Genomic DNA, 22,559 nt, shown 5'->3' with positions numbered 1-22,559 from the left:
GACGTCCGTTGACGTCTATTGATGTTCCGATGGTGCCGAAGGCCGGACTCGAACCGGCACGTATTTCTACGGTTGATTTTGAATCAACTGCGTCTACCGATTTCGCCACTCCGGCACGGAAGGGATGCGGAAAACGTTGTGGATTATACCTGTCATGCGCCACCATGCAAGCACCTGCATGTGTCTGGCTCGCTAAGTGTTGAAAATTTCAGCATTACCTTTCTTAACTGTAACCATCATCACAGTTTGCCACCTCCTTAATCCCCCCTTCTGCGAAGCGCCCGGTTTCCCCATGCTCTACACTTCCAGTTCAACACCACACTGAGGGAAACACGATGTCGATGATAAAAAGCTACGCCGCAAAAGCGGCGGGCAGCGAACTCGAACTCTATGAATATGATGCGGGCGAGCTTAAGCCGGAAGATGTCGAGGTACAGGTCGATTACTGCGGTATCTGCCATTCCGATTTGTCGATGATCGACAACGAATGGGGGTTCTCTCAGTATCCGCTGGTTGCCGGGCATGAGGTGATTGGTCGCGTGGCGGCGCTCGGCAGCGCGGCGCAGGATAAGGGGCTGAAAGTTGGCCAGCGCGTCGGCGTTGGCTGGACGGCGCGCAGCTGTGGGCATTGCGACGCCTGTATCAGCGGTAATCAGATTAACTGCCTGCAAGGTTCCGTTCCCACAATTCTCAATCGGGGTGGCTTTGCCGAGAAGCTGCGGGCAGACTGGCAGTGGGTGATCCCGCTGCCGGAGAGCATCGATCTGGCGGCAGCTGGCCCATTGCTGTGCGGCGGTATCACGGTGTTCAAACCGCTACTGATGCACCACATCACTGCCACCAGCCGCGTCGGGGTGATCGGCATCGGCGGGCTGGGGCATATCGCCATTAAGCTGTTACACGCGATGGGCTGCGAGGTGACCGCGTTCAGCTCCAATCCGGCGAAAGAGCAGGAGGTGCTGGCGATGGGAGCGGATAAGGTGGTCAACAGCCGCGATCCGGATGCGCTAAAAGCGCTGGCGGGCCAGTTCGATCTCATCATTAACACGGTTAACGTCGACCTCGACTGGCAGCCCTATTTTGAAGCGCTGGCCTACGGCGGTAACTTCCATACCGTCGGTGCGGTGCTGAAACCGTTGCCGGTACCGGCATTTACCTTAATTGCCGGCGATCGTAGCATCTCCGGTTCGGCGACCGGTACACCCTTCGAGCTGCGCAAACTGATGAAGTTCGCCGGGCGCAGCAAGGTATCGCCGACCACCGAACTGTACCCGATGTCGCAAATTAACGAAGCTATCCAGCACGTGCGCGACGGCAAGGCCCGCTACCGAGTGGTGCTGAAAGCCGACTTCTGATTATCTCTGCCGGGGGGAGTAAACCTCCCGGCTATTCCCGCCACTTTGGAATTCTCCTCGCAATCTCCGCAATTTAGCGGTGAAGAGTGCGTCACGGTTGCCTATACTCCAGGCAGGATAAATGGAGGAAATCTCAATGAGCGCACCCCTGCTAATCGCCCGCACGCCGGACACCGAACTGTTATTACTCCCAGGCATGGCCAACCGTCACGGGCTGATTACCGGCGCGACCGGGACCGGTAAAACCGTCACGCTACAGAAACTGGCCGAATCGCTGTCTGAGATTGGCGTGCCGGTATTTATGGCTGACGTAAAAGGTGACTTAACCGGCGTAGCGCAGGAAGGACAAGCCTCTGAAAAGCTGCTCGCCCGCCTGAAAAACATCGGCATTACCGACTGGCAACCGCATGCTAATCCGGTCACGGTGTGGGATATCTTCGGCGAAAAAGGCCACCCGGTGCGGGCCACGGTGTCTGACCTCGGGCCGCTGCTGCTGGCGCGTCTGCTGAACCTCAACGATGTGCAGTCCGGCGTGCTGGATATTATCTTCCGTATTGCCGATGACCAGGGTCTGTTGCTGCTGGATTTCAAAGATCTGCGGGCCATTACGCAGTACATTGGCGATAACGCTAAATCGTTCCAGAACCAGTACGGCAACATCAGTAGCGCCTCGGTGGGCGCTATCCAGCGCGGACTGTTGTCACTGGAACAACAGGGAGCGGCGCACTTCTTTGGCGAGCCGATGCTGGATATCAAAGACTGGATGCGTACCGATGCCAGCGGTAAAGGGATGATCAACATCCTCAGCGCCGAAAAGCTGTACCAGATGCCCAAACTGTACGCCGCCAGCCTGTTGTGGATGCTCTCCGAGCTGTATGAACAATTACCGGAAGCCGGCGATCTGGAAAAACCGAAGCTGGTGTTCTTCTTCGATGAAGCCCACCTGCTGTTCAACGACGCTCCGCAGGTGCTGCTGGATAAAATTGAACAGGTGATCCGCCTGATCCGCTCGAAAGGGGTCGGCGTGTGGTTCGTTTCGCAAAACCCGTCCGATATTCCGGACAACGTACTCGGCCAGTTGGGGAACCGCGTGCAACATGCCCTGCGCGCCTTCACGCCGAAAGATCAGAAAGCGGTGAAAACCGCAGCGCAAACTATGCGCGCCAACCCAGCCTTTGATACTGAAAAAGCCATTCAGGAGCTGGGCACCGGCGAAGCGCTAATTTCCTTCCTTGATGCCAAAGGTAGCCCGTCGGTGGTGGAACGGGCGATGGTGATTGCGCCGTGCTCGCGCATGGGACCGGTAACCGACGACGAGCGCAACGGGCTGATTAATCACTCCTCGTTGTACGGAAAATATGAGGAAGAGGTCGACCGTGAGTCCGCCTATGAGCGTTTACAGCAAGGCGTACAGGCCAGCACCGAGCAGCAAAATACCCCTCCCGCCAACGGTAAAGCGATCGACGTGGATGGCGGTATTCTCGGGGGGTTGAAAGATATTCTGTTTGGCAGCACCGGACCACGCGGCGGTAAGCGCGATGGCGTAGTACAGAGCGTGGCGAAAAGCGCGGCGCGACAGGTCACTAATCAGATAATTCGCGGCATGTTGGGAAGTTTGATGGGCGGCAGAAAACGCTAGCAGTGAAATGCCCCTCCCGCACTACGGGAGGGGCGGATATTATGACTTACGCAGCATCAGCCACAGGCTTATCAGGAAGAAGCTGGCGCTAGGCAGCAGCGCGCCGATAATCGGCGGAATGCCGTACACCAGCGTTAATGGGCCAAAGATTTGGTCCAGCACATAGAACACAAAACCGAAGCTAATCCCTGTCACCACGCGCACGCCCATCGGGACGCTACGCAGCGGGCCAAAGATAAACGACAGCGCCATCAGCATCATGACCGCCACTGACAGCGGCTGGAAGACTTTGCTCCACATATTGAGCTGGTAACGTCCGGCGTCCTGGCCGCTCGACTTCAGGTACTTCACGTAGTTATGCAGACCGCTAATCGAGAGCGCATCAGGGTCCAGCGCGACAACGCCGAGCTTGTCCGGCGTAAGGTTGGTTTTCCAGGTCCCGCTAACCATCTGCGAACCGGTGATTTGCTTTGGATTGGTCAGGTTAGATTCATCCACCTGCGACAGACGCCAGACCTTCTGCTCCGGGTCAAACGTCGCGCTCGCAGCATAGCGAACGGACTGCAAACGACGCTTATCGTTAAAGGAGTAGATGCTAATCCCGCCTAATTCGGCGTCGCCTTTCACCCGCTCGATGTAGACAAAGCTGTCACCATCTTTCGCCCACAGACCCTGCTGGGTAGAGAGCAGCGAGCCACCGTACATCTGCTGCGCACGGTAGTTACGCGCCATCTGTTCGCCCTGCGGCGCCACCCATTCACCGATGGCCATCGTCAACAGCACCAGCGGAATCGCGGTTTTCATCACCGACAGCGCCACCTGCATACGGGTAAAGCCGGAAGCCTGCATCACCACCAGTTCACTGCGCTGAGCCAACATGCCCAGCCCCAACAACGCGCCGAGCAGCGCCGCCATCGGGAAGAAAATCTGGATATCTTTTGGTGCGCTGAGCAGGGTATACAGCCCGGCGCCCATCGCATCGTAGCTCCCCTGCCCGGCTTTTTTCAGCTGGTCGACAAACTTGATGATCCCGGAGAGCGACACCAGCATGAACAACGTCATCATGATGGTGGTGAAAATGGTTTTACCGATATAGCGGTCAAGTACACCAAAGGGCTGCATTATACCGCTCCTTTACGCATAAAACGGGCACGCAAGCGGCGCATCGGCACCGTATCCCAAAGGTTAAGTACAATCGCCAGCGCCAGATACGCCAGGTTAACCGCCCACATCCAGAACACCGGATCCAGCTTACCTTTGCCGCCATTCGACTTCAGCGATGTCTGGACCAGGAAGAACAGCAAATAGAGCAGCATTGCGGGCAGCATCGACAGTACGCGCCCCTGACGTGGGTTCACCACGCTCAGCGGTACGACCATCAGCGCCATCATAAATACAGTGAATACTAATGTGATACGCCAGGTCAGCTCCGCGCGGGCACGATCGTTGTCGGTCGTCCACAGCGTACGCATATCCATCTGGTCGGTATCGTTTGGATCCAGCGCCACGGCCTGATGGCCGATAATCGCCTGATAATCCTGGAAGTCAGTGATGCGGAAATCACGCAGCAGCGCGGTCCCTTCAAAGCGCGTACCCTGGTTCAGCGTCACGACCTGGGAGCCATCGCGCATCTGGGTAAGATGTCCGGAATCAGCCACCACCACCGAAGGACGGGCATTACCTTTCGGGCGGATTTGCGCGAGGAACACATCTTTGAAGTTGCTGCCGTCAACGCTTTCGATAAACAGCACCGAACCGCCGTTAGTCGCCTGCTGGAATTGCCCCTGAGCAAGCGCGGCCATGCCGGGGTTAGCTTTCGCTTCCGCCAGCACTTCGTCCTGATGCCTGGAGGACCATGGTCCGGCCCACATCACGTTAACCGCCGCAATAATACTGGTAAACAACGCCAGCACCATCGCCGCTTTCACGAGCACAGCCTTGCTCAGCCCACAGGCGTGCATGACCGTAATTTCACTTTCGGTATACAGTTTGCCCAGCGTCATCAGCAGCCCGAGGAACAGGCTTAAGGGCAAGATAAGTTGCGCCATTTCTGGCACGCCCAGCCCCAGCAGCGAGAGCACCAGATTCGCCGGGATATCACCGTCAACCGCCGCACCAAGGATCCTGACTAACTTTTGACAAAAGAAGATCAAAAGCAGGATGAATAGGATCGCAAGTTGGCTTTTGAGCGTTTCCCGAACCAGATATCTTATGATTATCACTTTAAATACGCCCGTAAAAACCCGTCTTTTGCCGGAATTTAGCTTGTTTCATGGCTTAAACGTCATTTATTCTCTTGAGTCGTCGAAATCGTCGCTAAGATCATTATACTCAACGGATCCACCTCTCAGAAATTGTTCTGACGTGCCAATGCCGTAATAACGTTAAGATTAACACGAAGTCACCGCAACAGCGGGAATGAGTTACGAAAGCTTGCAATTCTATCCGTAGCCACCGCCGTTGTCTTTAAGATTCAGGAGCGTAGTGCATGGAGTTCAGTGTAAAAAGCGGTAGCCCGGAGAAACAGCGGAGTGCCTGCATCGTCGTGGGCGTCTTTGAACCACGCCGCCTCTCTCCGATTGCAGAGCAGCTCGACAAGATCAGCGATGGGTACATCAGCGCACTGCTGCGTCGTGGCGAACTGGAAGGCAAACCAGGTCAAACCCTGTTGCTGCACCATGTTCCTAACGTCCTGTCTGAGCGAATTCTCCTCATCGGTTGTGGTAAAGAGCGTGAGCTTGATGAACGTCAGTATAAGCAGGTCATTCAGAAAACGATAAATACCCTGAATGATACAGGCTCAATGGAAGCCGTCTGCTTCCTGACTGAGCTACACGTTAAAGGTCGCAATAACTACTGGAAAGTGCGTCAGGCGGTTGAGACGGCCCAGGAAACGCTGTACAGCTTTGATCAGTTGAAGACTAACAAAAGCGAACCACGTCGTCCGCTGCGTAAAATGGTCTTCAACGTACCGACCCGCCGCGAATTGACCAGCGGTGAACGTGCCATTCAGCACGGCCTGGCGATTGCCGCCGGGATCAAAGCGGCAAAAGATCTCGGCAACATGCCGCCGAATATCTGTAACGCCGCCTACCTGGCCTCTCAGGCGCGTCAGTTGGCTGATAGCTATAGCAAAAATGTTGTCACCCGCGTCATAGGTGAGCAGCAGATGAAAGAGCTGGGCATGCACTCCTATCTTGCGGTCGGCAATGGTTCGCAAAACGAGTCGCTGATGTCGGTGATTGAGTATAAAGGTGTCGAATCCGAAGACGTACGCCCGATCGTGTTGGTGGGTAAAGGGTTAACCTTTGACTCCGGCGGTATCTCCATCAAACCTGCCGAAGGCATGGATGAGATGAAATACGATATGTGCGGCGCGGCAGCTGTGTATGGCGTGATGCGCATGGTGGCAGAGCTACAGTTGCCAATCAACGTCGTCGGCGTACTGGCGGGCTGTGAAAACATGCCGGGTGGTCGCGCGTATCGCCCGGGCGATGTGCTGACGACCATGTCTGGTCAAACCGTTGAAGTGCTGAACACCGATGCTGAAGGCCGTCTGGTGCTGTGCGACGTGTTAACCTACGTCGAGCGTTTTGAACCGGAAGCGGTCATTGACGTGGCAACGCTGACTGGCGCGTGCGTGATTGCCTTGGGCCATCACATCACCGGCCTGATGTCGAACCACAATCCGCTGGCGCACGAGCTTATTGGCGCGTCTGAGCAGGCGGGCGACCGCGCGTGGCGTCTGCCGTTGGGTGATGAATTCCAGGAACAACTGGAGTCCAACTTTGCGGATATGGCTAACATAGGCGGCCGTCCTGGTGGTGCTATCACCGCGGGCTGCTTCCTGTCGCGCTTTACCCGTAAATATAACTGGGCGCACCTGGACATCGCGGGTACCGCATGGCGTTCCGGTAAAGCCAAAGGCGCCACCGGTCGTCCGGTAGCGCTGCTGTCGCAGTTCCTGCTTAATCGCGCCGGATTTAACGGCGACGAGTAAGTTTGAGATTACCCCGTAGGCCGGATAAGCGCCGCGCCATCCGGCCTACGGGGTGCATCATGGCAACGCATTTAAATTCACCACAAGAAGCCCCATATATGAAGAATGCGACGTTCTATCTTCTGGATAATGACACTACCGTTGATGGCTTAAGCGCCGTCGAGCAACTGGTGTGTGAAATTGCCGCAGAACGTTGGCGTGCTGGCAAGCGCGTGCTGATCGCCTGCGAAAACGAAAAGCAGGCCTTTCGTCTTGATGAAGCCCTGTGGGCAAGACCGGCAGAAAGCTTCGTGCCGCATAATCTGGCGGGTGAAGGTCCCAGAGGCGGCGCACCGGTAGAGATTGCCTGGCCGGAAAAACGCAACAGCAGCCCGCGCGACCTGCTCATCAGTTTGCGCGTTGGCTTTGCAGATTTTGCCACCGCTTTCACAGAAGTGATAGACTTCGTCCCTTACGAAGATTCTTTGAAACAATCGGCACGCGATCGCTACAAAGCTTACCGCGTGGCTGGTTTTAACCTGAATACGGCAACCTGGAAATAATGGAAAAGACATATAACCCACAAGATATCGAACAGCCGCTTTACGAGCACTGGGAAAAGCAGGGCTATTTCAAACCTAACGGCGATGAAAGCAAAGAGTCCTTCTGCATCATGATCCCGCCGCCGAACGTCACCGGCAGTTTGCATATGGGTCATGCTTTCCAGCAAACCATCATGGACACCATGATTCGCTACCAGCGCATGCAGGGCAAAAACACTCTGTGGCAGGCCGGTACCGACCACGCGGGTATCGCTACCCAGATGGTGGTTGAGCGTAAGATTGCCGCTGAAGAAGGTAAAACTCGTCACGACTACGGTCGCGATGCGTTCATCGACAAAATCTGGCAGTGGAAAGCGGAATCCGGCGGCACCATTACCCGTCAGATGCGCCGTCTCGGCAACTCCGTTGACTGGGAGCGCGAGCGCTTCACCATGGACGAAGGTCTTTCCAATGCCGTGAAAGAAGTCTTCGTTCGCCTGTACAAAGAAGACCTGATTTACCGCGGCAAGCGCCTGGTGAACTGGGACCCGAAACTGCGCACCGCCATCTCTGACCTGGAAGTGGAAAACCGCGAGTCCAAAGGCTCGATGTGGCACATCCGCTATCCGCTGGCCGACGGCGCGAAAACCGCAGATGGTAAAGATTATCTGGTCGTCGCCACTACCCGTCCGGAAACCATTCTCGGCGATACTGGCGTGGCCGTGAACCCGGAAGATCCGCGTTATAAAGATCTGATCGGCAAATTCGTGATGCTGCCGCTGGTTGACCGCCGTATTCCAATCGTTGGCGACGAACACGCCGATATGGAAAAAGGCACCGGCTGCGTGAAGATCACCCCGGCGCACGACTTTAACGACTACGAAGTCGGTCGTCGTCACGCCCTGCCGATGATCAATATTCTGACCTTTGACGGCGACATCCGCGAAACCGCGGAAGTGTACGACACCAAAGGCGAAGAGTCTGACGTTTACTCCAACGCGATCCCGGCTGAATTCCAGAAGCTGGAACGTTTTGCTGCCCGTAAGGCGATCGTCGCTGCCGTTGACGCGCTGGGCCTGCTGGAAGAAATTAAACCGCACGACCTGACTGTCCCTTACGGCGACCGTGGCGGCGTGGTTATCGAACCGATGCTGACCGACCAGTGGTACGTGCGTGCTGACGTGCTGGCGAAACCAGCGGTTGAAGCCGTTGAAAACGGTAGCATTCAGTTCGTGCCGAAGCAGTACGAAAACATGTACTTCTCCTGGATGCGCGATATTCAGGACTGGTGTATCTCCCGTCAGCTGTGGTGGGGTCACCGTATCCCGGCATGGTACGACAACGACGGCAACGTCTACGTTGGCCGTACAGAAGACGAAGTGCGTCAGGAAAACGACCTCGGCGCCGACGTTGCGCTTCGTCAGGACGAAGACGTTCTCGATACCTGGTTCTCCTCCGCGCTGTGGACCTTCTCCACCCTCGGCTGGCCGGAAAATACCGACGCCCTGCGTCAGTTCCACCCAACCAGCGTGATGGTTTCCGGCTTCGACATCATCTTCTTCTGGATTGCCCGCATGATCATGATGACCATGCACTTCATCAAAGATGAAAACGGCAAGCCGCAGGTTCCGTTCCATACCGTCTACATGACCGGTCTGATTCGCGACGACGAAGGCCAGAAGATGTCCAAGTCCAAGGGTAACGTTATTGACCCGCTGGATATGGTCGACGGCATCTCCCTGCCGGAGCTGCTGGAAAAACGTACCGGCAACATGATGCAGCCGCAGCTGGCTGAGAAGATTGCCAAGCGTACCGAGAAGCAGTTCCCGAACGGTATCGAGCCGCACGGCACCGACGCCCTGCGCTTTACCCTGGCGGCGCTGGCTTCGACCGGCCGCGATATCAACTGGGATATGAAGCGTCTGGAAGGTTACCGTAACTTCTGTAACAAGCTGTGGAACGCCAGCCGCTTCGTGCTGATGAACACTGAAGATCAGGATTGCGGCTTCAACGGCGGTGAAATGACGCTGTCGCTGGCTGACCGCTGGATCCTGGCTGAATTCAACCAGACCGTGAAAGCGTACCGCGAAGCGCTGGATAACTTCCGCTTCGATATCGCCGCGGGCATTCTGTACGAGTTCACCTGGAACCAGTTCTGCGACTGGTATCTGGAGCTGACCAAGCCGGTAATGACCGGGGGTTCCGAATCTGAACTGCGCGGCACCCGCAATACGCTGGTCACCGTGCTGGAAGGTCTGCTGCGCCTGGCGCACCCAATCATCCCGTTCATCACTGAAACCATCTGGCAGCGCGTGAAGGTCATTTGCGGTATTACCGCCGATACCATTATGCTGCAGCCGTTCCCGGAATATAACGCCGCGCAGGTTGATGAAGCCGCGTTGGCCGATACCGAATGGCTGAAGCAGGCGATCGTTGCCGTGCGTAACATTCGTGCGGAAATGAACATCGCCCCGGGTAAACCGCTGGAGCTGCTGCTGCGTGGTTGCAGCGCTGACGCGATGCGTCGTGTGAACGACAACCGCAGCTTCCTGCTGAACCTGGCGCGTCTGGAAAGCATCACCGTGCTGCCTGCCGATGACAAAGGTCCGGTTTCCGTGACCAAAATCATCGACGGAGCTGAACTGCTGATCCCGATGGCTGGCCTCATCAACAAAGAAGATGAGCTGGCGCGTCTGGCGAAAGAAGTGGCGAAAATCGAAGGTGAGATTGCCCGTATCGAAGGCAAACTCTCCAACGAAGGTTTCGTCGCTCGCGCACCGGAAGCGGTGATCGCCAAAGAGCGTGAGAAGTTGGACGGTTACGCAGAAGCGAAAGCGAAGCTGATTGAGCAGCAGGCGGTCATCGCCGCGCTGTAACACTGTTTGCCGGATGGCGCTACGCTAATCCGGCAAACAGGCACAAAAATTTAAGGCCGGAGCATGCTCCGGCCTTGTTGTATCAGATGAACGGGAAGTAGGTCATCACACCACGAGAAAGCCACATCGCCGGGCCGGTTTCCAGCGCATTGTCGTCGTTAGTCAGCGCCAGCGAATCCAAATCGCCCTGAACATGGGAGTTGCTGGCCAGCCAACTGACAAGCCACATTTTCATCCACGGATAAGCCAACCCAAGCGTTATACCCGAAATAAACATCACCAGCACAAAACGCCAGACCAGACCATGCGCCGTTACTGAAGAATGAAAACGAATCTTACCCTCTGCCAGTACCAGGTTATTCATAAACAGATTGCGTAGCGTGACATATAAATAACTTACGGCGACAATAATCCCGACGAAATAGAGGAAATAGCAAGCCATTATTCTGCTGTGATTTTCCATGATAAACGCGTCATCAGCCACGCCTAACACAGCCAGCATCACCATTTGCAGAAAAATAGGAGCAATCAGCCAGGCTATCACCACAACAAATGGCAGCAGTACCAGCACGGCTTTAATACAACCTACAACGCACGCTTTCATATTAACGTCAATGGCAAAACGGTGAATACCAAAACTCCCGCCATTACCAACCAACTGCATCCATTTTGCATAGGTAATACCATAGGTGATACCCATACCGACAATGCCCACCAGCGCAATAAACGCTATTCTGATCAGCGTTCCCGTGCTGCCATCCAGCCATTCTGTAGCCAGGCTCAGAAGATAAACCACACCCCAGTTAACCAGAGAAAGCACCACTGGCACGAGCAGCATAAAGAGCCAGGCCTGTAATTTTGAGCAGGAAAAACCAAAGCAGACACCGTTAAGCGATGTCATCGCCGCCTGATATTGCAGGCTTTTTATTGCCATTAACGGAATGGCCGCTATCAGTAAGCCGATCAAAGTAAATCCAATGAGATGACTACCGTGAGCGATGAAACTCACGCTCGCGCCATAAATCACCATGATCAACAGGAAGCTAACAAAAATAGCGCCACCCGTTGCCTTATAGGTAAAAGCCTGACCATTAAGAGTCATATTCTCATAAATATAACGGCGACATTTCACTATCGCCCACGGCATATAAATACCCAGGGTAATGCAACTCAACAAAAAATTGATAAGACAAAGCACAAAATACTGCCATCCTTTACCGGTAAAAACAAATGTGTGGCTTTGATTCTCCTGACCACGAACAAACTCATTCATGAATAATATCCCTAACATGCATTCTATTAATAGAAAAAATAAAAACCAGCATTTAATTACTGGTTCGCTTACGATACTATTTTTAATTACTTAATGTTTTTTATTTTTCTCCAATTAAGGAACGTCTTGCACACGACAGAAGAGAGTGGTATTAAATAAATATATAAATGTATTTTTAGAATTGAGCCATATTATGAATATTGTGCTGTCCTCCACGCTGAAGCTACGTCGAATCACCGAAACAGACAATGCCGCCATCGCTGCGGTAATCCGTCAGGTTTCCGCAGAATACGGGCTTACCGCTGATAAAGGCTATACCGTCGCCGACCCTAATCTGGATGAGCTGTTCCAGGTTTACAGCCAGCCGGGCGCGGCCTATTGGGTCGTTGAGCAGAATGGTCAGGTGGTGGGCGGCGGCGGCGTCGCGCCGTTAGGCTGTAGCGAGCCGGACATTTGCGAGCTGCAGAAGATGTATTTCCTGTCGAGCGTACGCGGCCAGGGGCTGGCGAAAAAGCTGGCGCTGATGGCGCTGGATCACGCCCGTGAGCAGGGTTTCAAGCAGTGCTATCTGGAAACGACCGCGTTTCTGACCGAGGCTATTCGCCTGTATGAACATTTAGGCTTTGAGCATATCAGCGAAGCGCTGGGCTGCACCGGGCACGTGGATTGTGAAGTACGGATGTTAAAGCCCCTCTGACCTTACGCTGAGGGGCTATGGCAACCTTACTGCATCTCAGCTGAAAGCATCAGACGAATCACGCCGGCCGAACGCGCGGTCGGCAGCTTCAACACCTGTAACCAGAGATCCTGCACTATCTCACAGGCAATCTTCTCTTTGCCGACAGCTTTAGTCGGATCGGCCATGATTTGAATATCCGGTCCATAGCGCTGTACTAGTCCAGGACTTATTGCTTGCAGATCCTGCAACGCCAGCTGTTTCTCTTCTGCCGTGACCGTATGTTTGTTCGGACCATAGGCAGCACGCATCATACTCATATCACTCGCCATACGACGGTTCATGATCTCATGCGGAATCAGACGTGCCGGGTTAATCCCCCCTTTTACTGCCGGAAACAGGAAGCGGAAGCATTCGTCATCACCTATTTTGGCCACGGCGGCGATCTGCTCAAGATTAATTTTCATATATTCAATGACATTGGCATCAGGAGCTTGCTGCAATCGTGCCATCTGCAACTGAAGAATCTGCGGCTGTATCGCGTCGATAACCTGCTGTTCGCTGCTCCCCGCTTTCTTCATCTGCGCTGCCTGGCTGATAATTTTTTGTGTCAGCGCGGGCTCCTGTTCCTTAATCACCTGAAACGCCGGATTAGAGAGCATCGCCTTTTCAAACTGCTGCTCTTCGGTCAGACCATAATCCGGGTTTTCACGTGGGATCAGGTAGTGCACATCAAACAGATTCCACGCAATAATCGCCACCACAAAGACCACCGCGCCTGAGATCTTGCCCAGCCAGCCTTTTTTACGAAACATGCCAACGACGATGGCAATCACCACCCCGATATAGCCCGCTAACCATACGTGTGCCCAGTTCATTAACCATCCTTATGCAAAACAATCTCTGGTAAGGGGATATATTTCCCCCTTCGTGTGTTTTGATTATTACGGCAGCTGCGAGCGATTTCCAGCCACCAGATTTTGCTAGCGGAAATGGGGGAAGAGGTAATACGCGCGATGATTGAACACCGCACGTCACGGAAAGAATCAAGCCGGTACGCCGCTGTGAAAGCGGAACTCGTCGTCAGGAGAGGTAATCAGCGCGGCTTCGACTTCGCCAAAAAATCGCACCCGGTCGCTGATATCATCAGCAGAAACCTGCTGCGCCAGCGCCAGATAATCCTGATAGTGCCGCGCCTCGGATCGCAGCAGCGACAGATAAAACGCCTGCAAATCAGCCTCCAGATACGGTGCCAGCGCGGCAAAACGTTCACAGGAGCGGGCTTCGATATACGCCCCGCAAATCAGCTTGTCGATCAGCGTCAGCGGCTCGTGGGTGCGTACCTCTTTGAGCATGCCTTTGGCGTAACGGCTGGCGGTAATTTTGATGTAAGGAATATTGCGGCTCATCATCGCCTCGCGTACCTGCGAGAAGTGATGTAGCTCTTCTTTAATCAGCAACACCATGCTGTCGATAAGCTTTCGTCCCCACGGGTCGTCGGTTTGCGGCATGACGCTTTTGCTTATCTGTTTATTCAGCGCGATAAAATCCGGCTCATCCCCTTCTCTGAAGGCAAAGGCCTCATAGGGTTTCAGCCAGTCCAACAGCGCCTGCGATCCCTGTTTATCCGCGACATACTTACGCACCAGCAGCATTGCCGTTTGCGCCGCTTTCAGTTCGCAGACGAGGTGATCGGTCAATAACAGCGGCAGATTCGCCGGGTCTCGCGCTTTATCAAGCCAGGCCTGGGGCGTTTTGCATTTCAGGAAGTTGTGGATCGGGGAGAGTATTTGCGGGTAATCCATACGTTGTCCTTGGCCTGCGGCAGCCTGTGCTACCGCAGGTCAGCAGATGACTTAGTGACGCACGCCGTCATCATCTTCGTCGACGAGGTCTTCATCGTCGCCGTCTTCACCTTCTTCGCCGTTCGGGTCTTCAAAATAAGTGCCCCAACCGTCGTATTCCACTTCAAATTTTTCAGCCAGGTTCATCAGTTGCTCAACCTGCGCGTCAATCAGCTCGGCATTCAGGGCGCATTCGCTGAGGATGTCACAGCAAATAACCGTGTCGCCTTCTTCCACTTCCAGCTCTTCCGGCTCGGTCACTTCATAACCCAGCTTGAAGGCTTCTACTGCCGCTTTTTCCAGGGTTTCAAAGTCGTCCGCGGAAAGGTGATGCTCAATGGTGTACAGCGCGTCTGGATCGCTGCCATCTTCGAGTAACTCTTCAATAATCAAGCGTGTTTCTTCACGCTGCTCTTCCAGTAGTTCCGGGTTTGCCATGGCTCGTTCCTCATAATGTCCTGCCGATACTCTTATTGTCACATACCGCTGTCATTGCCTCCACCTTTCCAAGAAAGATTTGTTAAACAAGGTTGCAAATGAATAAACATCCATATAAATTGAATTTTAATTCAATAAATGGCTTAAGCCATGTGAGGAAACCATGTCTACGTTTTATCAGAAGCACTTTTTGAAATTGCTCGATTTCACCTCTGCTGAACTCACGTCACTGCTCAAGCTCGCCGCGCAGCTCAAGGCAGATAAGAAAAACGGCACCGAGGTCGCTCAACTCACCGGTAAAAATATCGCGCTCATCTTCGAAAAAGACTCGACTCGTACTCGTTGCTCTTTCGAAGTTGCCGCATACGATCAGGGCGCTCGTGTGACATATCTCGGGCCAAGCGGCAGCCAGATTGGACATAAAGAGTCGATTAAAGATACTGCCCGCGTGCTTGGCCGCATGTACGACGGTATTCAGTATCGGGGTCACGGTCAGGAAGTGGTGGAAACGCTGGCGGAATATGCCGGGGTGCCGGTGTGGAATGGATTAACTAACGAGTATCATCCCACCCAGTTACTGGCGGATCTGTTAACTATGCAGGAGCACCTGCCGGGTAAAGCATTTAATGAGATGGCGTTGGTCTACACCGGCGATGCCCGTAACAATATGGGCAATTCAATGCTGGAAGCCGCCGCGTTAACCGGGTTAGATCTGCGTCTGGTTGCACCGCAGGCCTGCTGGCCGGAAGAGAGTCTGGTGGCAGAATGCAAAGCGCTGGCACAGAAAAACGGTGGCAATATTACGCTGACCGAAGATATCGCCACGGGCGTAAAAGGTGCAGACTTCATCTACACCGACGTATGGGTGTCAATGGGCGAAGCGAAAGAGAAGTGGGCCGAGCGTATTGCGCTGCTGCGCAAATATCAGGTAAACAGCGCGATGATGGCGTTCACCGGCAATCCGCAGGTGAAATTTCTGCACTGCCTGCCCGCGTTCCATGATGATCAAACCACGCTTGGCAAACAAATGGCGCAACAGTACGGTTTGCACGGCGGGATGGAAGTGACCGACGACGTCTTTGAGTCACCCGCCAGCATCGTATTTGATCAGGCGGAAAACCGGATGCACACTATTAAAGCGGTAATGGTGGCGACGCTTTCCAAAAAATAACGTTGCATGATTGATTTGCCGGATGGCGATGCTAAGCATCTTATCCGGCAATCTGCACCGTTGTGCCTGATGGCGCTACGCTTATCAGGCCTACGGTCCGTCACTCAACCAACAGCTTAACCACCGCTTTGCGTACCAGCGCCGGAGCACCGACTGCGCACAGCGGTTTGTGCACTTCCCCCGGATAGAACACCACAAAGTCACCCTCGTTCAGCACCACCGTTTTCTCCTGTGCCCCTTCCGGCAGGAAGGCAATATCTTTATCCGCCAGCCAGTCAGTTTCCGGCGCGCCCGCAGGCTGCGTACTAAAGGCCATGCCTTCCTGCCCTTTGAGCAGGATCTGAATATCCAGATAGCGGGCATGATATTCGGCACGGCGCTGTGCAAACGGCTCCGTCATATCTTCGGCAATCAGATAAAACAGGCGATCGCCATCGATGTCGTGCTTACCCTTTTCCGTCGCATCCGTAACATGCGTTTTAATGTGCTCAATCGCCTGACGCAGCTCTTCCGGCAGCCAGGCACCCAGGTTGTGAATATTGCCGACAATCATCTCAAACCCCTTAATTAAAACATCGTTTCATTTTTGTTGTTATACGAAAAAACGGCCTGCCATACCACTCCTAATTACCGATATTTTGCGGCAACGCATGTTTATCGCTGATGATGTTAGATAGTTGTTAACCTAACGCATCAGGTTATGCATAAACACTGCATAACTCTTACCCTCTCATTTTTCTCTTTGCTGGTAACTTGCTGGTTTTGAAAGTGTTATGATAAAACCCAGCCGTCGATCACAATTCACACCTCCCCCACTCGCTTTGTTCGCCACCATATTTATTTGGCAATAAACTGTCCCGTACAAATAATAGAATCACAGAACCGCATAAACATTCACCTCATAATAAAAAACACATAAAAATCAATTGATTATTAAGTGTATATATTTTTAAAAATGTACATGAAATTAACATAGATAAATAACAAGACATATTCATGCGTAGCAATTCAGTTATTGTATTTATTATTTTTTAAAATCTCAGAGCCATCTCATATATTAGGAAAGCAAATTCAAATATCGAACCGACTGTGAAACAAATCACGTTTCCGTATCAAATAAGATCTAAATATAGATTCTGAAATCAGCTGAAAAATCATGACTGCAATAAATTGCATTTGCAGCCATCTCCTCTTTATTTTTTAAAATCGTATTAAAGGAATAATGATGGAAAAGCATTATGTCGGTTCTGAAATCGGTCAATTACGTAGCGTGATGCTGCATCGCCCTAATCTCAGCTTAAAAAGGCTGACGCCATCCAATTGTCAGGAGCTGCTTTTTGATGATGTGCTTTCGGTAGAACGTGCAGGTGAAGAGCACGACATTTTCGCCAACACGCTGCGTGAACAGGGAATTGAGGTTCTGTTACTCACTGATTTATTGACACAAACTCTGGATATTCCAGACGCTAAAAGCTGGCTGCTGGATACGCAAATTTCTGATTATCGCCTTGGCCCCACTTTCGCCGCCGATGTCCGCGCCTGGCTTGCGGACATGCAGCACCGGGAACTGGCACGGCATTTAAGCGGCGGGCTGACCTATGGCGAAATCCCAGCGTCAATCAAAAATATGGTGGTTGATACTCATGATATTAATGATTTTATTATGAAGCCATTGCCCAACCATTTATTTACCCGCGACACCTCCTGCTGGATATATAACGGCGTGTCGATTAATCCGATGGCTAAAACTGCCCGGCAACGAGAAACTAATAATCTGCGGGCGATTTACCGTTGGCACCCGCAATTCGCCGATGGTGAGTTTATTAAATACTTCGGTGATGAAAATATTAATTATGACCACGCCACATTAGAAGGTGGAGATGTGCTGGTCATTGGTCGCGGTGCGGTACTTATTGGCATGTCTGAGCGTACCACGCCACAGGGAATCGAGTTCCTTGCCCAGTCACTCTTCAAGCATCGCCAGGCAGAGCGCGTCATCGCGGTCGAACTGCCTAAGCATCGTTCCTGTATGCATCTCGACACCGTTATGACCCACATCGATATCGACACTTTCTCTGTCTACCCGGAAGTGGTGCGCCCGGACGTGCAGTGTTGGACTCTGACGCCGGACGGGCGCGGCGGCCTGAAACGGACGCAGGAAAGTACGCTGGTTCATGCCCTGGAAAAAGCGCTGGGGCTCGATCAAATTCGCCTGATTACCACCGGCGGTGACGCCTTCGAAGCCGAACGTGAACAGTGGAATGACGCCAACAACGTCCTGACGCTACGTCCCGGTGTGGTTGTGGGTTACGAGCGCAATATCTGGACCAACGAGAAATACGACAAAGCCGGCATCACCGTTTTACCCATTCCTGGCGACGAACTTGGACGCGGACGCGGCGGCGCGCGCTGCATGAGCTGCCCGCTGGAACGCGACGGTATTTAAGGAGACGTCATGGAAAATAAACCGACCCTGGTTGTGGCTCTGGGCGGCAACGCGCTGCTCAAACGCGGCGAGCCGCTGGAAGCTGACATCCAACGTAAGAACATTGAGCTGGCGGCAAAAACCATCGCCCGGCTTACGCAACAGTGGCGTGTGATTCTGGTACACGGCAATGGCCCACAGGTTGGACTGCTGGCGTTGCAAAATAGCGCTTACGCCAGCGTCACCCCCTATCCGCTCGACATTCTCGGCGCGGAAAGTCAGGGAATGATTGGCTATATGTTGCAACAGGCGCTGAAAAACCAGCTTCCACAGCGGGAAATTAGCGTCCTGCTGACGCAGGTTGAAGTCGATGCCCACGATCCGGCCTTCAGCAATCCCACCAAATATATCGGCCCCATTTACGACCAAACCCAGGCCAATGCATTGCAGGTGGAAAAAGGCTGGGTTTTCAAAGCCGATGGTAAAGCGTTCCGTCGCGTTGTGCCCTCTCCGCAGCCCAAACGCATTGTTGAAAGTGACGCGATCCAGGCGTTGATCGCCCGCGATCATCTGGTCATTTGCAACGGCGGTGGCGGTGTGCCGGTCGTGGAAAAGGCCGATGGCTACCACGGTATTGAAGCCGTGATCGACAAAGATCTCTCCGCCGCCCTACTCGCCAGCCAGCTTCATGCTGATGCGTTGCTCATCCTGACCGACGCCGACGCGGTGTACCTCGACTGGGGCAAACCCACCCAACGGCCTTTGGCTCAGGTCACCCCCGAGATACTCGGCGAGATGCAGTTCGACGCCGGTTCTATGGGTCCAAAAGTTACCGCCTGCGCGAATTTTGTCTCTCAATGCCATGGGATAGCAGGCATCGGCTCGTTGGCCGACGGTCCGGCCATTCTCTCGGGAGAGAAAGGCACATTGATTCGGCCCGAAACCATTGCTTACGACGCGTGACCCATTTTGCCGGATGGCGCCTGCGCCTTATCCGGCCTACATAAGGACATTCTGATGACTGTTAACTTAAAAAATCGCAATTTTCTTAAACTGCTCGACTACACCCCGGCAGAGATCCAGTACCTGATCGATCTGGCTATCGAATTAAAAACGGCGAAAAAGGCCGGACGCGAAAGACAGACGCTGGTCGGTAAAAATATCGCGCTCATCTTCGAAAAAACCTCAACCCGCACCCGTTGCGCCTTTGAAGTTGGCGCTTTTGATCAGGGCGCGCAGGTAACCTATCTCGGCCCAAGCGGCTCACAGATTGGTCACAAAGAATCGATGAAAGATACCGCCCGCGTGTTAGGCCGCATGTACGACGGCATCGAATATCGCGGATATGGCCAGGAGATCGTAGAAGAACTGGGGCAGTTCGCCGGTGTTCCGGTATGGAACGGGCTGACCAACGAATTTCACCCTACGCAGATCCTCGCGGATCTGATGACCATGCTGGAACACGCGCCGGGCAAAACCTTACCTGAACTGAGCTTCGCCTACCTCGGTGACGCCCGCAATAACATGGGTAATTCGCTGATGGTTGGCGCGGCGAAAATGGGGATGGACATCCGCCTCGTCGCCCCTAAATCCTTCTGGCCGGATGAAAAACTGGTTACCGAATGCCGTGAGATCGCCGGCGTGACGGGCGCGCGCATTACGCTCACGGAGGACGTTGAGGAAGGCGTTTACGACGTGGATTTCCTCTATACCGATGTCTGGGTCTCCATGGGCGAACCCAAAGAGGCATGGGCAGAACGCGTAAGCCTGATGACGCCTTATCAGATTAACCAGCGAGTCATCAACGCAACCGGCAACCCCAATGTGAAATTTATGCACTGTCTGCCCGCCTTCCATAACGAACACACCAAAGTTGGACGTGAAATCGAAGCGGCTTACGGCCTGAAAGGGCTTGAGGTCACGGAGGAGGTGTTCGAGTCAGCACACTCCATCGTCTTCGACGAAGCAGAAAACCGGATGCATACCATTAAAGCGGTCATGGTAGCGACACTCGGCGACTAACCCCTGCGGGCATATGTCGCCTGACGGCATATGCCCGAGTTATCCGGAGAACATCATGGGCAAATTCAAATTTCCCAGCGCGTATACCATCCTGTTTATTCTTATTGCACTCGTCGCTGTTATGACCTGGATTGTCCCGGCAGGGAAATATCAGATGGCGATGAATGCGACCCTGGGCAAAGAAGTGCCGGTTGCCGGGACTTATGCCCCCACCGAGGCGCATCCCCAAGGTATTACCGCTGTACTGCTGGCACCGATTGACGGTCTTTATAATCACGAGACCTACACCGCTGGCGCCATTGATGTGGCGCTGTTTGTCCTGATCATCGGCGGGTTTCTCGGCGTAGTAAACAAAACGGGGGCCATCGACGCCGGTATCGAACGCGTGACGGTCAGGCTTAACGGCAAAGAAGAGTGGATGATCCCCATCCTGATGGGACTTTTCGCCGCCGGAGGTACGATTTACGGGATGGCGGAAGAATCGCTTCCTTTTTACACGCTGCTCGTCCCGGTGATGATGGCGGCCCGCTTTGATCCACTGGTTGCTGCTGCGACCGTTTTGCTCGGCGCAGGTATCGGCACACTCGGTTCGACAATTAACCCTTTCGCAACGGTTATCGCTGCCAATGCTGCCGGGATCCCCTTCACTCAGGGAATGCTGATGCGCATTCTGCTGCTGGTCATCGGCTATGTGATCTGTGTGGTGTGGGTCATGCGCTATGCCCGGAAAGTTCGCAGCCATCCTGAGCTGTCTATCGTGGCGGATAAAATGGAGGAAAACCGCGCCCATTTTCTCGGTAGTCGCGCCAATACCAATCTGGAATTCACGGCAACGCGGAAATGGATCCTGCTGATTTTCGCCGCCGCCTTTGCGGTAATGATCTATGGAGTAGCGGTACTCGGGTGGTGGATGGCAGAAATATCCGGTGTTTTTCTGGCTGCTGCGATTATCGTCGGTGTAATCGCCCGCATGAGTGAAGAGGCATTTACCAGTACGTTCATTGACGGTGCGCGGGATCTGCTTGGCGTGGCGCTGATTATCGGTATTGCGCGCGGCATCGTCGTGGTGATGGATAACGGCATGATCACTCACACCATTCTGCACAGCGCTGAAAATTTAGTCTCCGGCCTTTCCACCACCATTTTCATCAATGTGACCTATTGGCTGGAAGTTTTGCTCTCCTTCCTGGTCCCATCGTCCTCTGGGCTGGCGGTCCTCACCATGCCCATTATGGCCCCGCTGGCCGACTTCGCGCATGTACAGAGGGATCTGGTCGTCACCGCGTATCAATCCGCTTCCGGCATTGTGAATCTGATTACACCCACATCTGCGGTTGTGATGGGTGGGCTGGCCATCGCGCGCGTTCCCTATGTGCGTTACCTGAAATGGGTCGCTCCGTTACTGCTCATTTTGACGTTACTGAACATGGTCGTCCTGAGTATCGGCGCGATGCTGTAACCCTTTTAGCCGTCGGATACCGGCGGCTTTTTTGATCGTTCTCTCGTTTTTCTGCACAACCGCCCGTTTGAGCCGTTATTGATACTGCAAATGTGGTGAATTTCGCCATCGCATTGATACAGATAATAAATATAAGGTGATTTTATGAAGGAATTCGATGATTACTCTGCCAAAGAGCAAAAACAGCTGGCGATGTGTCAGCGCCTGATTAGCGAAAAAAGCTACCTGTCTCAGGAAGCGCTGCGTCGCGACCTGCAAAGCCACGGCTTTACCAGTATTAGTCAGTCGACGGTGTCTCGTTTGCTGAAGTTGCTCGGGGCCATAAAAATAAGAAACACAAAAGGGCAAAAAATTTATTCTGTGAATCCTCAGTCACGACCCGCTCCAGATGCCGCGCGATCGATCGCTGAAATGGTGGTCAGCATAGAACACAATAGCGAGTTTATCCTCATTCACACCGCAGCAGGATATGGTCGCGCGGTTGCCAGAATCCTCGATTATCACGCCTTGCCGGAAGTTCTGGGCGTCATTGCCGGTAGCAGTATCGTCTGGGTCGCGCCGCGCGTCGTGCAGCGAACGGGCCTGGTTCACAAGCAGATTAATTATCTCTTTAAAATGAATTAAAATTCAGAAGAACCGTTTGCGATGAATAAATCGTGCATTTTTCGCTTGATCCCATAACGTAGCTGAGTATAATCGCGGACAATTTGCCGGGAGGATGTATGGTTCAGTGTGTACGACATTTTGTCTTACCGCGTCTGAAAAAGGACGCTGGCCTGCCGTTTTTCTTTCCGTTGATCACCCATTCCGAGCCCCTCAATTGAGGGGCTTTTTTTTTGCCCAGGCGTCAGGAGATAAAC

General features: G+C 53.4%; 24 protein-coding genes and 1 tRNA gene. 15 read left to right on the top strand and 10 right to left on the bottom strand.

The genetic code is table 11. The features are described 5' to 3' along the window. Positions 1-30 precede the first annotated feature (30 nt). A tRNA-Leu gene (locus FDX11_RS05695) sits at positions 31-115 on the bottom strand. A gap of 220 nt (positions 116-335) precedes the next feature. Between FDX11_RS05695 and FDX11_RS05690 the strand changes: the two genes are divergently transcribed. Together FDX11_RS05690 and FDX11_RS05685 are read left to right on the top strand one after the other, a co-directional pair. Continuing rightward, a complete protein-coding gene (locus FDX11_RS05690; protein ID WP_061382765.1) occupies positions 336-1,355 on the top strand; it encodes an NAD(P)-dependent alcohol dehydrogenase in 1,020 nt (339 codons plus the stop codon). Positions 1,356-1,491: 136 nt separating this feature from the next. Then, positions 1,492-2,994, top strand: a complete 1,503-nt coding sequence (locus FDX11_RS05685) for a helicase HerA-like C-terminal domain-containing protein (RefSeq protein ID WP_042312864.1) — start codon at positions 1,492-1,494, stop codon at positions 2,992-2,994. A 39-nt stretch (positions 2,995-3,033) separates the two neighbouring features. Here the strand turns inward: FDX11_RS05685 and lptG are convergent, their stop codons facing one another. The 3 genes from lptG to FDX11_RS25235 all read right to left on the bottom strand — a co-directional run bounded on the left by lptG (position 3,034) and on the right by FDX11_RS25235 (position 5,329). Next, positions 3,034-4,116, bottom strand: coding sequence for an LPS export ABC transporter permease LptG (gene lptG / locus FDX11_RS05680; RefSeq protein ID WP_042312673.1), 1,083 nt, complete (start codon positions 4,114-4,116; stop codon positions 3,034-3,036). Then, positions 4,116-5,216, bottom strand: coding sequence for an LPS export ABC transporter permease LptF (gene lptF, locus FDX11_RS05675; RefSeq protein WP_042312675.1), 1,101 nt, complete (start codon positions 5,214-5,216; stop codon positions 4,116-4,118). Before lptF ends, lptG begins: the two co-directional genes overlap by 1 nt. Positions 5,217-5,278: 62 nt before the next feature. Next, positions 5,279-5,329: a hypothetical protein gene (locus FDX11_RS25235; RefSeq protein ID WP_212723231.1), complete on the bottom strand. Its 51-nt coding sequence runs from the start codon at positions 5,327-5,329 to the stop codon at positions 5,279-5,281. Positions 5,330-5,482: 153 nt separating this feature from the next. Between FDX11_RS25235 and pepA the strand changes: the two genes are divergently transcribed. From pepA to FDX11_RS05660, 3 genes are all read left to right on the top strand, one after another. After that, complete coding sequence (pepA, locus tag FDX11_RS05670; RefSeq protein WP_038636783.1) at positions 5,483-6,994, top strand: leucyl aminopeptidase; 1,512 nt, start codon at positions 5,483-5,485, stop codon at positions 6,992-6,994. A gap of 98 nt (positions 6,995-7,092) precedes the next feature. After that, on the top strand, positions 7,093-7,536 hold the full coding sequence (gene holC / locus FDX11_RS05665) for a DNA polymerase III subunit chi (RefSeq protein WP_042312678.1): 444 nt from the start codon (positions 7,093-7,095) through the stop codon (positions 7,534-7,536). After that, on the top strand, positions 7,536-10,391 hold the full coding sequence (locus FDX11_RS05660; RefSeq protein ID WP_137365058.1) for a valine--tRNA ligase: 2,856 nt from the start codon (positions 7,536-7,538) through the stop codon (positions 10,389-10,391). The genes holC and FDX11_RS05660 overlap by 1 nt, the downstream gene beginning before the upstream one ends. Before the next feature lie 82 nt (positions 10,392-10,473). Here FDX11_RS05660 and FDX11_RS05655 read toward each other — a convergent pair whose 3' ends face one another. Beyond that, the gene (locus FDX11_RS05655) at positions 10,474-11,664 is read right to left on the bottom strand and encodes a YjgN family protein (protein WP_137365057.1); all 1,191 of its coding nucleotides are present in this window, start codon (positions 11,662-11,664) and stop codon (positions 10,474-10,476) included. Positions 11,665-11,857: 193 nt separating this feature from the next. Between FDX11_RS05655 and FDX11_RS05650 the strand changes: the two genes are divergently transcribed. Further along, positions 11,858-12,361, top strand: coding sequence for a GNAT family N-acetyltransferase (locus FDX11_RS05650; protein WP_137397604.1), 504 nt, complete (start codon positions 11,858-11,860; stop codon positions 12,359-12,361). A 26-nt stretch (positions 12,362-12,387) separates the two neighbouring features. Here the strand turns inward: FDX11_RS05650 and FDX11_RS05645 are convergent, their stop codons facing one another. From FDX11_RS05645 to rraB, 3 genes are all read right to left on the bottom strand, one after another. Beyond that, entirely contained in the window at positions 12,388-13,218 is an 831-nt protein-coding gene (locus FDX11_RS05645; RefSeq protein ID WP_137397603.1) for a topoisomerase II, read from the bottom strand. A 168-nt stretch (positions 13,219-13,386) separates the two neighbouring features. Continuing rightward, complete coding sequence (gene miaE / locus FDX11_RS05640) at positions 13,387-14,145, bottom strand: tRNA isopentenyl-2-thiomethyl-A-37 hydroxylase MiaE (RefSeq protein ID WP_042312687.1); 759 nt, start codon at positions 14,143-14,145, stop codon at positions 13,387-13,389. A gap of 51 nt (positions 14,146-14,196) precedes the next feature. Continuing rightward, positions 14,197-14,622 carry a ribonuclease E inhibitor RraB gene (gene rraB / locus FDX11_RS05635; RefSeq protein ID WP_042312689.1) on the bottom strand — a complete coding sequence of 142 codons (426 nt, stop codon included), beginning with the start codon at positions 14,620-14,622 and terminating at the stop codon, positions 14,197-14,199. 98 nt (positions 14,623-14,720) lie between these two features. Between rraB and FDX11_RS25720 the strand changes: the two genes are divergently transcribed. Both FDX11_RS25720 and argF (FDX11_RS05630) read left to right on the top strand, forming a co-directional pair. After that, complete coding sequence (locus tag FDX11_RS25720) at positions 14,721-14,816, top strand: hypothetical protein (RefSeq protein WP_371414783.1); 96 nt, start codon at positions 14,721-14,723, stop codon at positions 14,814-14,816. After that, positions 14,786-15,793 (top strand): ornithine carbamoyltransferase, encoded by a 1,008-nt coding sequence (gene argF / locus FDX11_RS05630; RefSeq protein WP_137397602.1) that lies wholly within the window; start codon positions 14,786-14,788, stop codon positions 15,791-15,793. Before FDX11_RS25720 ends, argF (FDX11_RS05630) begins: the two co-directional genes overlap by 31 nt. A 100-nt stretch (positions 15,794-15,893) precedes the next feature. On the opposite strand, the gene FDX11_RS05625 is transcribed toward argF (FDX11_RS05630), so the two are convergent. Beyond that, complete coding sequence (locus tag FDX11_RS05625; RefSeq protein ID WP_042312693.1) at positions 15,894-16,346, bottom strand: YhcH/YjgK/YiaL family protein; 453 nt, start codon at positions 16,344-16,346, stop codon at positions 15,894-15,896. 672 nt (positions 16,347-17,018) lie between these two features. Between FDX11_RS05625 and arcA the strand changes: the two genes are divergently transcribed. The 5 genes from arcA (at position 17,019) to FDX11_RS05600 (ending at position 22,323) form a co-directional block, all read left to right on the top strand. Next, entirely contained in the window at positions 17,019-18,239 is a 1,221-nt protein-coding gene (gene arcA, locus FDX11_RS05620; RefSeq protein ID WP_137397618.1) for an arginine deiminase, read from the top strand. A gap of 9 nt (positions 18,240-18,248) precedes the next feature. Beyond that, positions 18,249-19,181, top strand: coding sequence for a carbamate kinase (arcC, locus tag FDX11_RS05615; RefSeq protein ID WP_042312696.1), 933 nt, complete (start codon positions 18,249-18,251; stop codon positions 19,179-19,181). Between the two features lie 54 nt (positions 19,182-19,235). Beyond that, positions 19,236-20,240, top strand: coding sequence for an ornithine carbamoyltransferase (gene argF / locus FDX11_RS05610; RefSeq protein ID WP_137350082.1), 1,005 nt, complete (start codon positions 19,236-19,238; stop codon positions 20,238-20,240). Positions 20,241-20,295: 55 nt separating this feature from the next. Then, positions 20,296-21,699 (top strand): YfcC family protein, encoded by a 1,404-nt coding sequence (locus FDX11_RS05605; RefSeq protein ID WP_042312700.1) that lies wholly within the window; start codon positions 20,296-20,298, stop codon positions 21,697-21,699. A gap of 144 nt (positions 21,700-21,843) precedes the next feature. After that, on the top strand, positions 21,844-22,323 hold the full coding sequence (locus tag FDX11_RS05600) for an arginine repressor (protein ID WP_042312701.1): 480 nt from the start codon (positions 21,844-21,846) through the stop codon (positions 22,321-22,323). On the opposite strand, the gene FDX11_RS05595 is transcribed toward FDX11_RS05600, so the two are convergent. Continuing rightward, on the bottom strand, positions 22,320-22,442 hold the full coding sequence (locus tag FDX11_RS05595; RefSeq protein ID WP_087857458.1) for a hypothetical protein: 123 nt from the start codon (positions 22,440-22,442) through the stop codon (positions 22,320-22,322). The two genes, FDX11_RS05600 and FDX11_RS05595, sit on opposite strands and share 4 nt — an antisense overlap. On the opposite strand from FDX11_RS05595, the gene pyrL reads away from it, so the two are divergent. Both pyrL and FDX11_RS25715 read left to right on the top strand, forming a co-directional pair. Then, positions 22,422-22,523, top strand: coding sequence for a pyr operon leader peptide (gene pyrL, locus FDX11_RS05590; RefSeq protein ID WP_003025819.1), 102 nt, complete (start codon positions 22,422-22,424; stop codon positions 22,521-22,523). The two genes, FDX11_RS05595 and pyrL, sit on opposite strands and share 21 nt — an antisense overlap. After that, on the top strand, positions 22,504-22,557 hold the full coding sequence (locus FDX11_RS25715) for a pyrBI operon leader peptide (protein ID WP_106875647.1): 54 nt from the start codon (positions 22,504-22,506) through the stop codon (positions 22,555-22,557). The genes pyrL and FDX11_RS25715 overlap by 20 nt, the downstream gene beginning before the upstream one ends. Positions 22,558-22,559 lie beyond the last annotated feature (2 nt).

This window comes from Citrobacter sp. wls714 (assembly GCF_005281025.1).
In the GTDB taxonomy this organism is placed as follows: Bacteria; Pseudomonadota; Gammaproteobacteria; order Enterobacterales; family Enterobacteriaceae; genus Citrobacter; species Citrobacter werkmanii.
Note: the sequence above shows the minus strand (reverse complement) of the source record. Positions and strands in the feature narration are given on the sequence as shown.

Excerpts from the sequence above, each read along its gene's own strand:
- FDX11_RS05690 (WP_061382765.1), top strand. The coding sequence starts at position 336 with ATGTCGATGATAAAAAGCTACGCCGCAAAAGCGGCGGGCAGCGAACTC.
- FDX11_RS05685 (WP_042312864.1), top strand. The coding sequence starts at position 1,492 with ATGAGCGCACCCCTGCTAATCGCCCGCACGCCGGACACCGAACTGTTA.
- lptG (WP_042312673.1), bottom strand. The coding sequence starts at position 4,116 with ATGCAGCCCTTTGGTGTACTTGACCGCTATATCGGTAAAACCATTTTC.
- pepA (WP_038636783.1), top strand. The coding sequence starts at position 5,483 with ATGGAGTTCAGTGTAAAAAGCGGTAGCCCGGAGAAACAGCGGAGTGCC.
- holC (WP_042312678.1), top strand. The coding sequence starts at position 7,093 with ATGAAGAATGCGACGTTCTATCTTCTGGATAATGACACTACCGTTGAT.
- FDX11_RS05660 (WP_137365058.1), top strand. The coding sequence starts at position 7,536 with ATGGAAAAGACATATAACCCACAAGATATCGAACAGCCGCTTTACGAG.
- FDX11_RS05655 (WP_137365057.1), bottom strand. The coding sequence starts at position 11,664 with ATGAATGAGTTTGTTCGTGGTCAGGAGAATCAAAGCCACACATTTGTT.
- FDX11_RS05650 (WP_137397604.1), top strand. The coding sequence starts at position 11,858 with ATGAATATTGTGCTGTCCTCCACGCTGAAGCTACGTCGAATCACCGAA.
- FDX11_RS05645 (WP_137397603.1), bottom strand. The coding sequence starts at position 13,218 with ATGAACTGGGCACACGTATGGTTAGCGGGCTATATCGGGGTGGTGATT.
- miaE (WP_042312687.1), bottom strand. The coding sequence starts at position 14,145 with ATGGATTACCCGCAAATACTCTCCCCGATCCACAACTTCCTGAAATGC.
- rraB (WP_042312689.1), bottom strand. The coding sequence starts at position 14,622 with ATGGCAAACCCGGAACTACTGGAAGAGCAGCGTGAAGAAACACGCTTG.
- FDX11_RS25720 (WP_371414783.1), top strand. The coding sequence starts at position 14,721 with ATGAATAAACATCCATATAAATTGAATTTTAATTCAATAAATGGCTTA.
- argF (WP_137397602.1), top strand. The coding sequence starts at position 14,786 with ATGTCTACGTTTTATCAGAAGCACTTTTTGAAATTGCTCGATTTCACC.
- FDX11_RS05625 (WP_042312693.1), bottom strand. The coding sequence starts at position 16,346 with ATGATTGTCGGCAATATTCACAACCTGGGTGCCTGGCTGCCGGAAGAG.
- arcA (WP_137397618.1), top strand. The coding sequence starts at position 17,019 with ATGGAAAAGCATTATGTCGGTTCTGAAATCGGTCAATTACGTAGCGTG.
- arcC (WP_042312696.1), top strand. The coding sequence starts at position 18,249 with ATGGAAAATAAACCGACCCTGGTTGTGGCTCTGGGCGGCAACGCGCTG.
- argF (WP_137350082.1), top strand. The coding sequence starts at position 19,236 with ATGACTGTTAACTTAAAAAATCGCAATTTTCTTAAACTGCTCGACTAC.
- FDX11_RS05605 (WP_042312700.1), top strand. The coding sequence starts at position 20,296 with ATGGGCAAATTCAAATTTCCCAGCGCGTATACCATCCTGTTTATTCTT.
- FDX11_RS05600 (WP_042312701.1), top strand. The coding sequence starts at position 21,844 with ATGAAGGAATTCGATGATTACTCTGCCAAAGAGCAAAAACAGCTGGCG.
- pyrL (WP_003025819.1), top strand. The coding sequence starts at position 22,422 with ATGGTTCAGTGTGTACGACATTTTGTCTTACCGCGTCTGAAAAAGGAC.
- FDX11_RS05595 (WP_087857458.1), bottom strand. The coding sequence starts at position 22,442 with ATGTCGTACACACTGAACCATACATCCTCCCGGCAAATTGTCCGCGAT.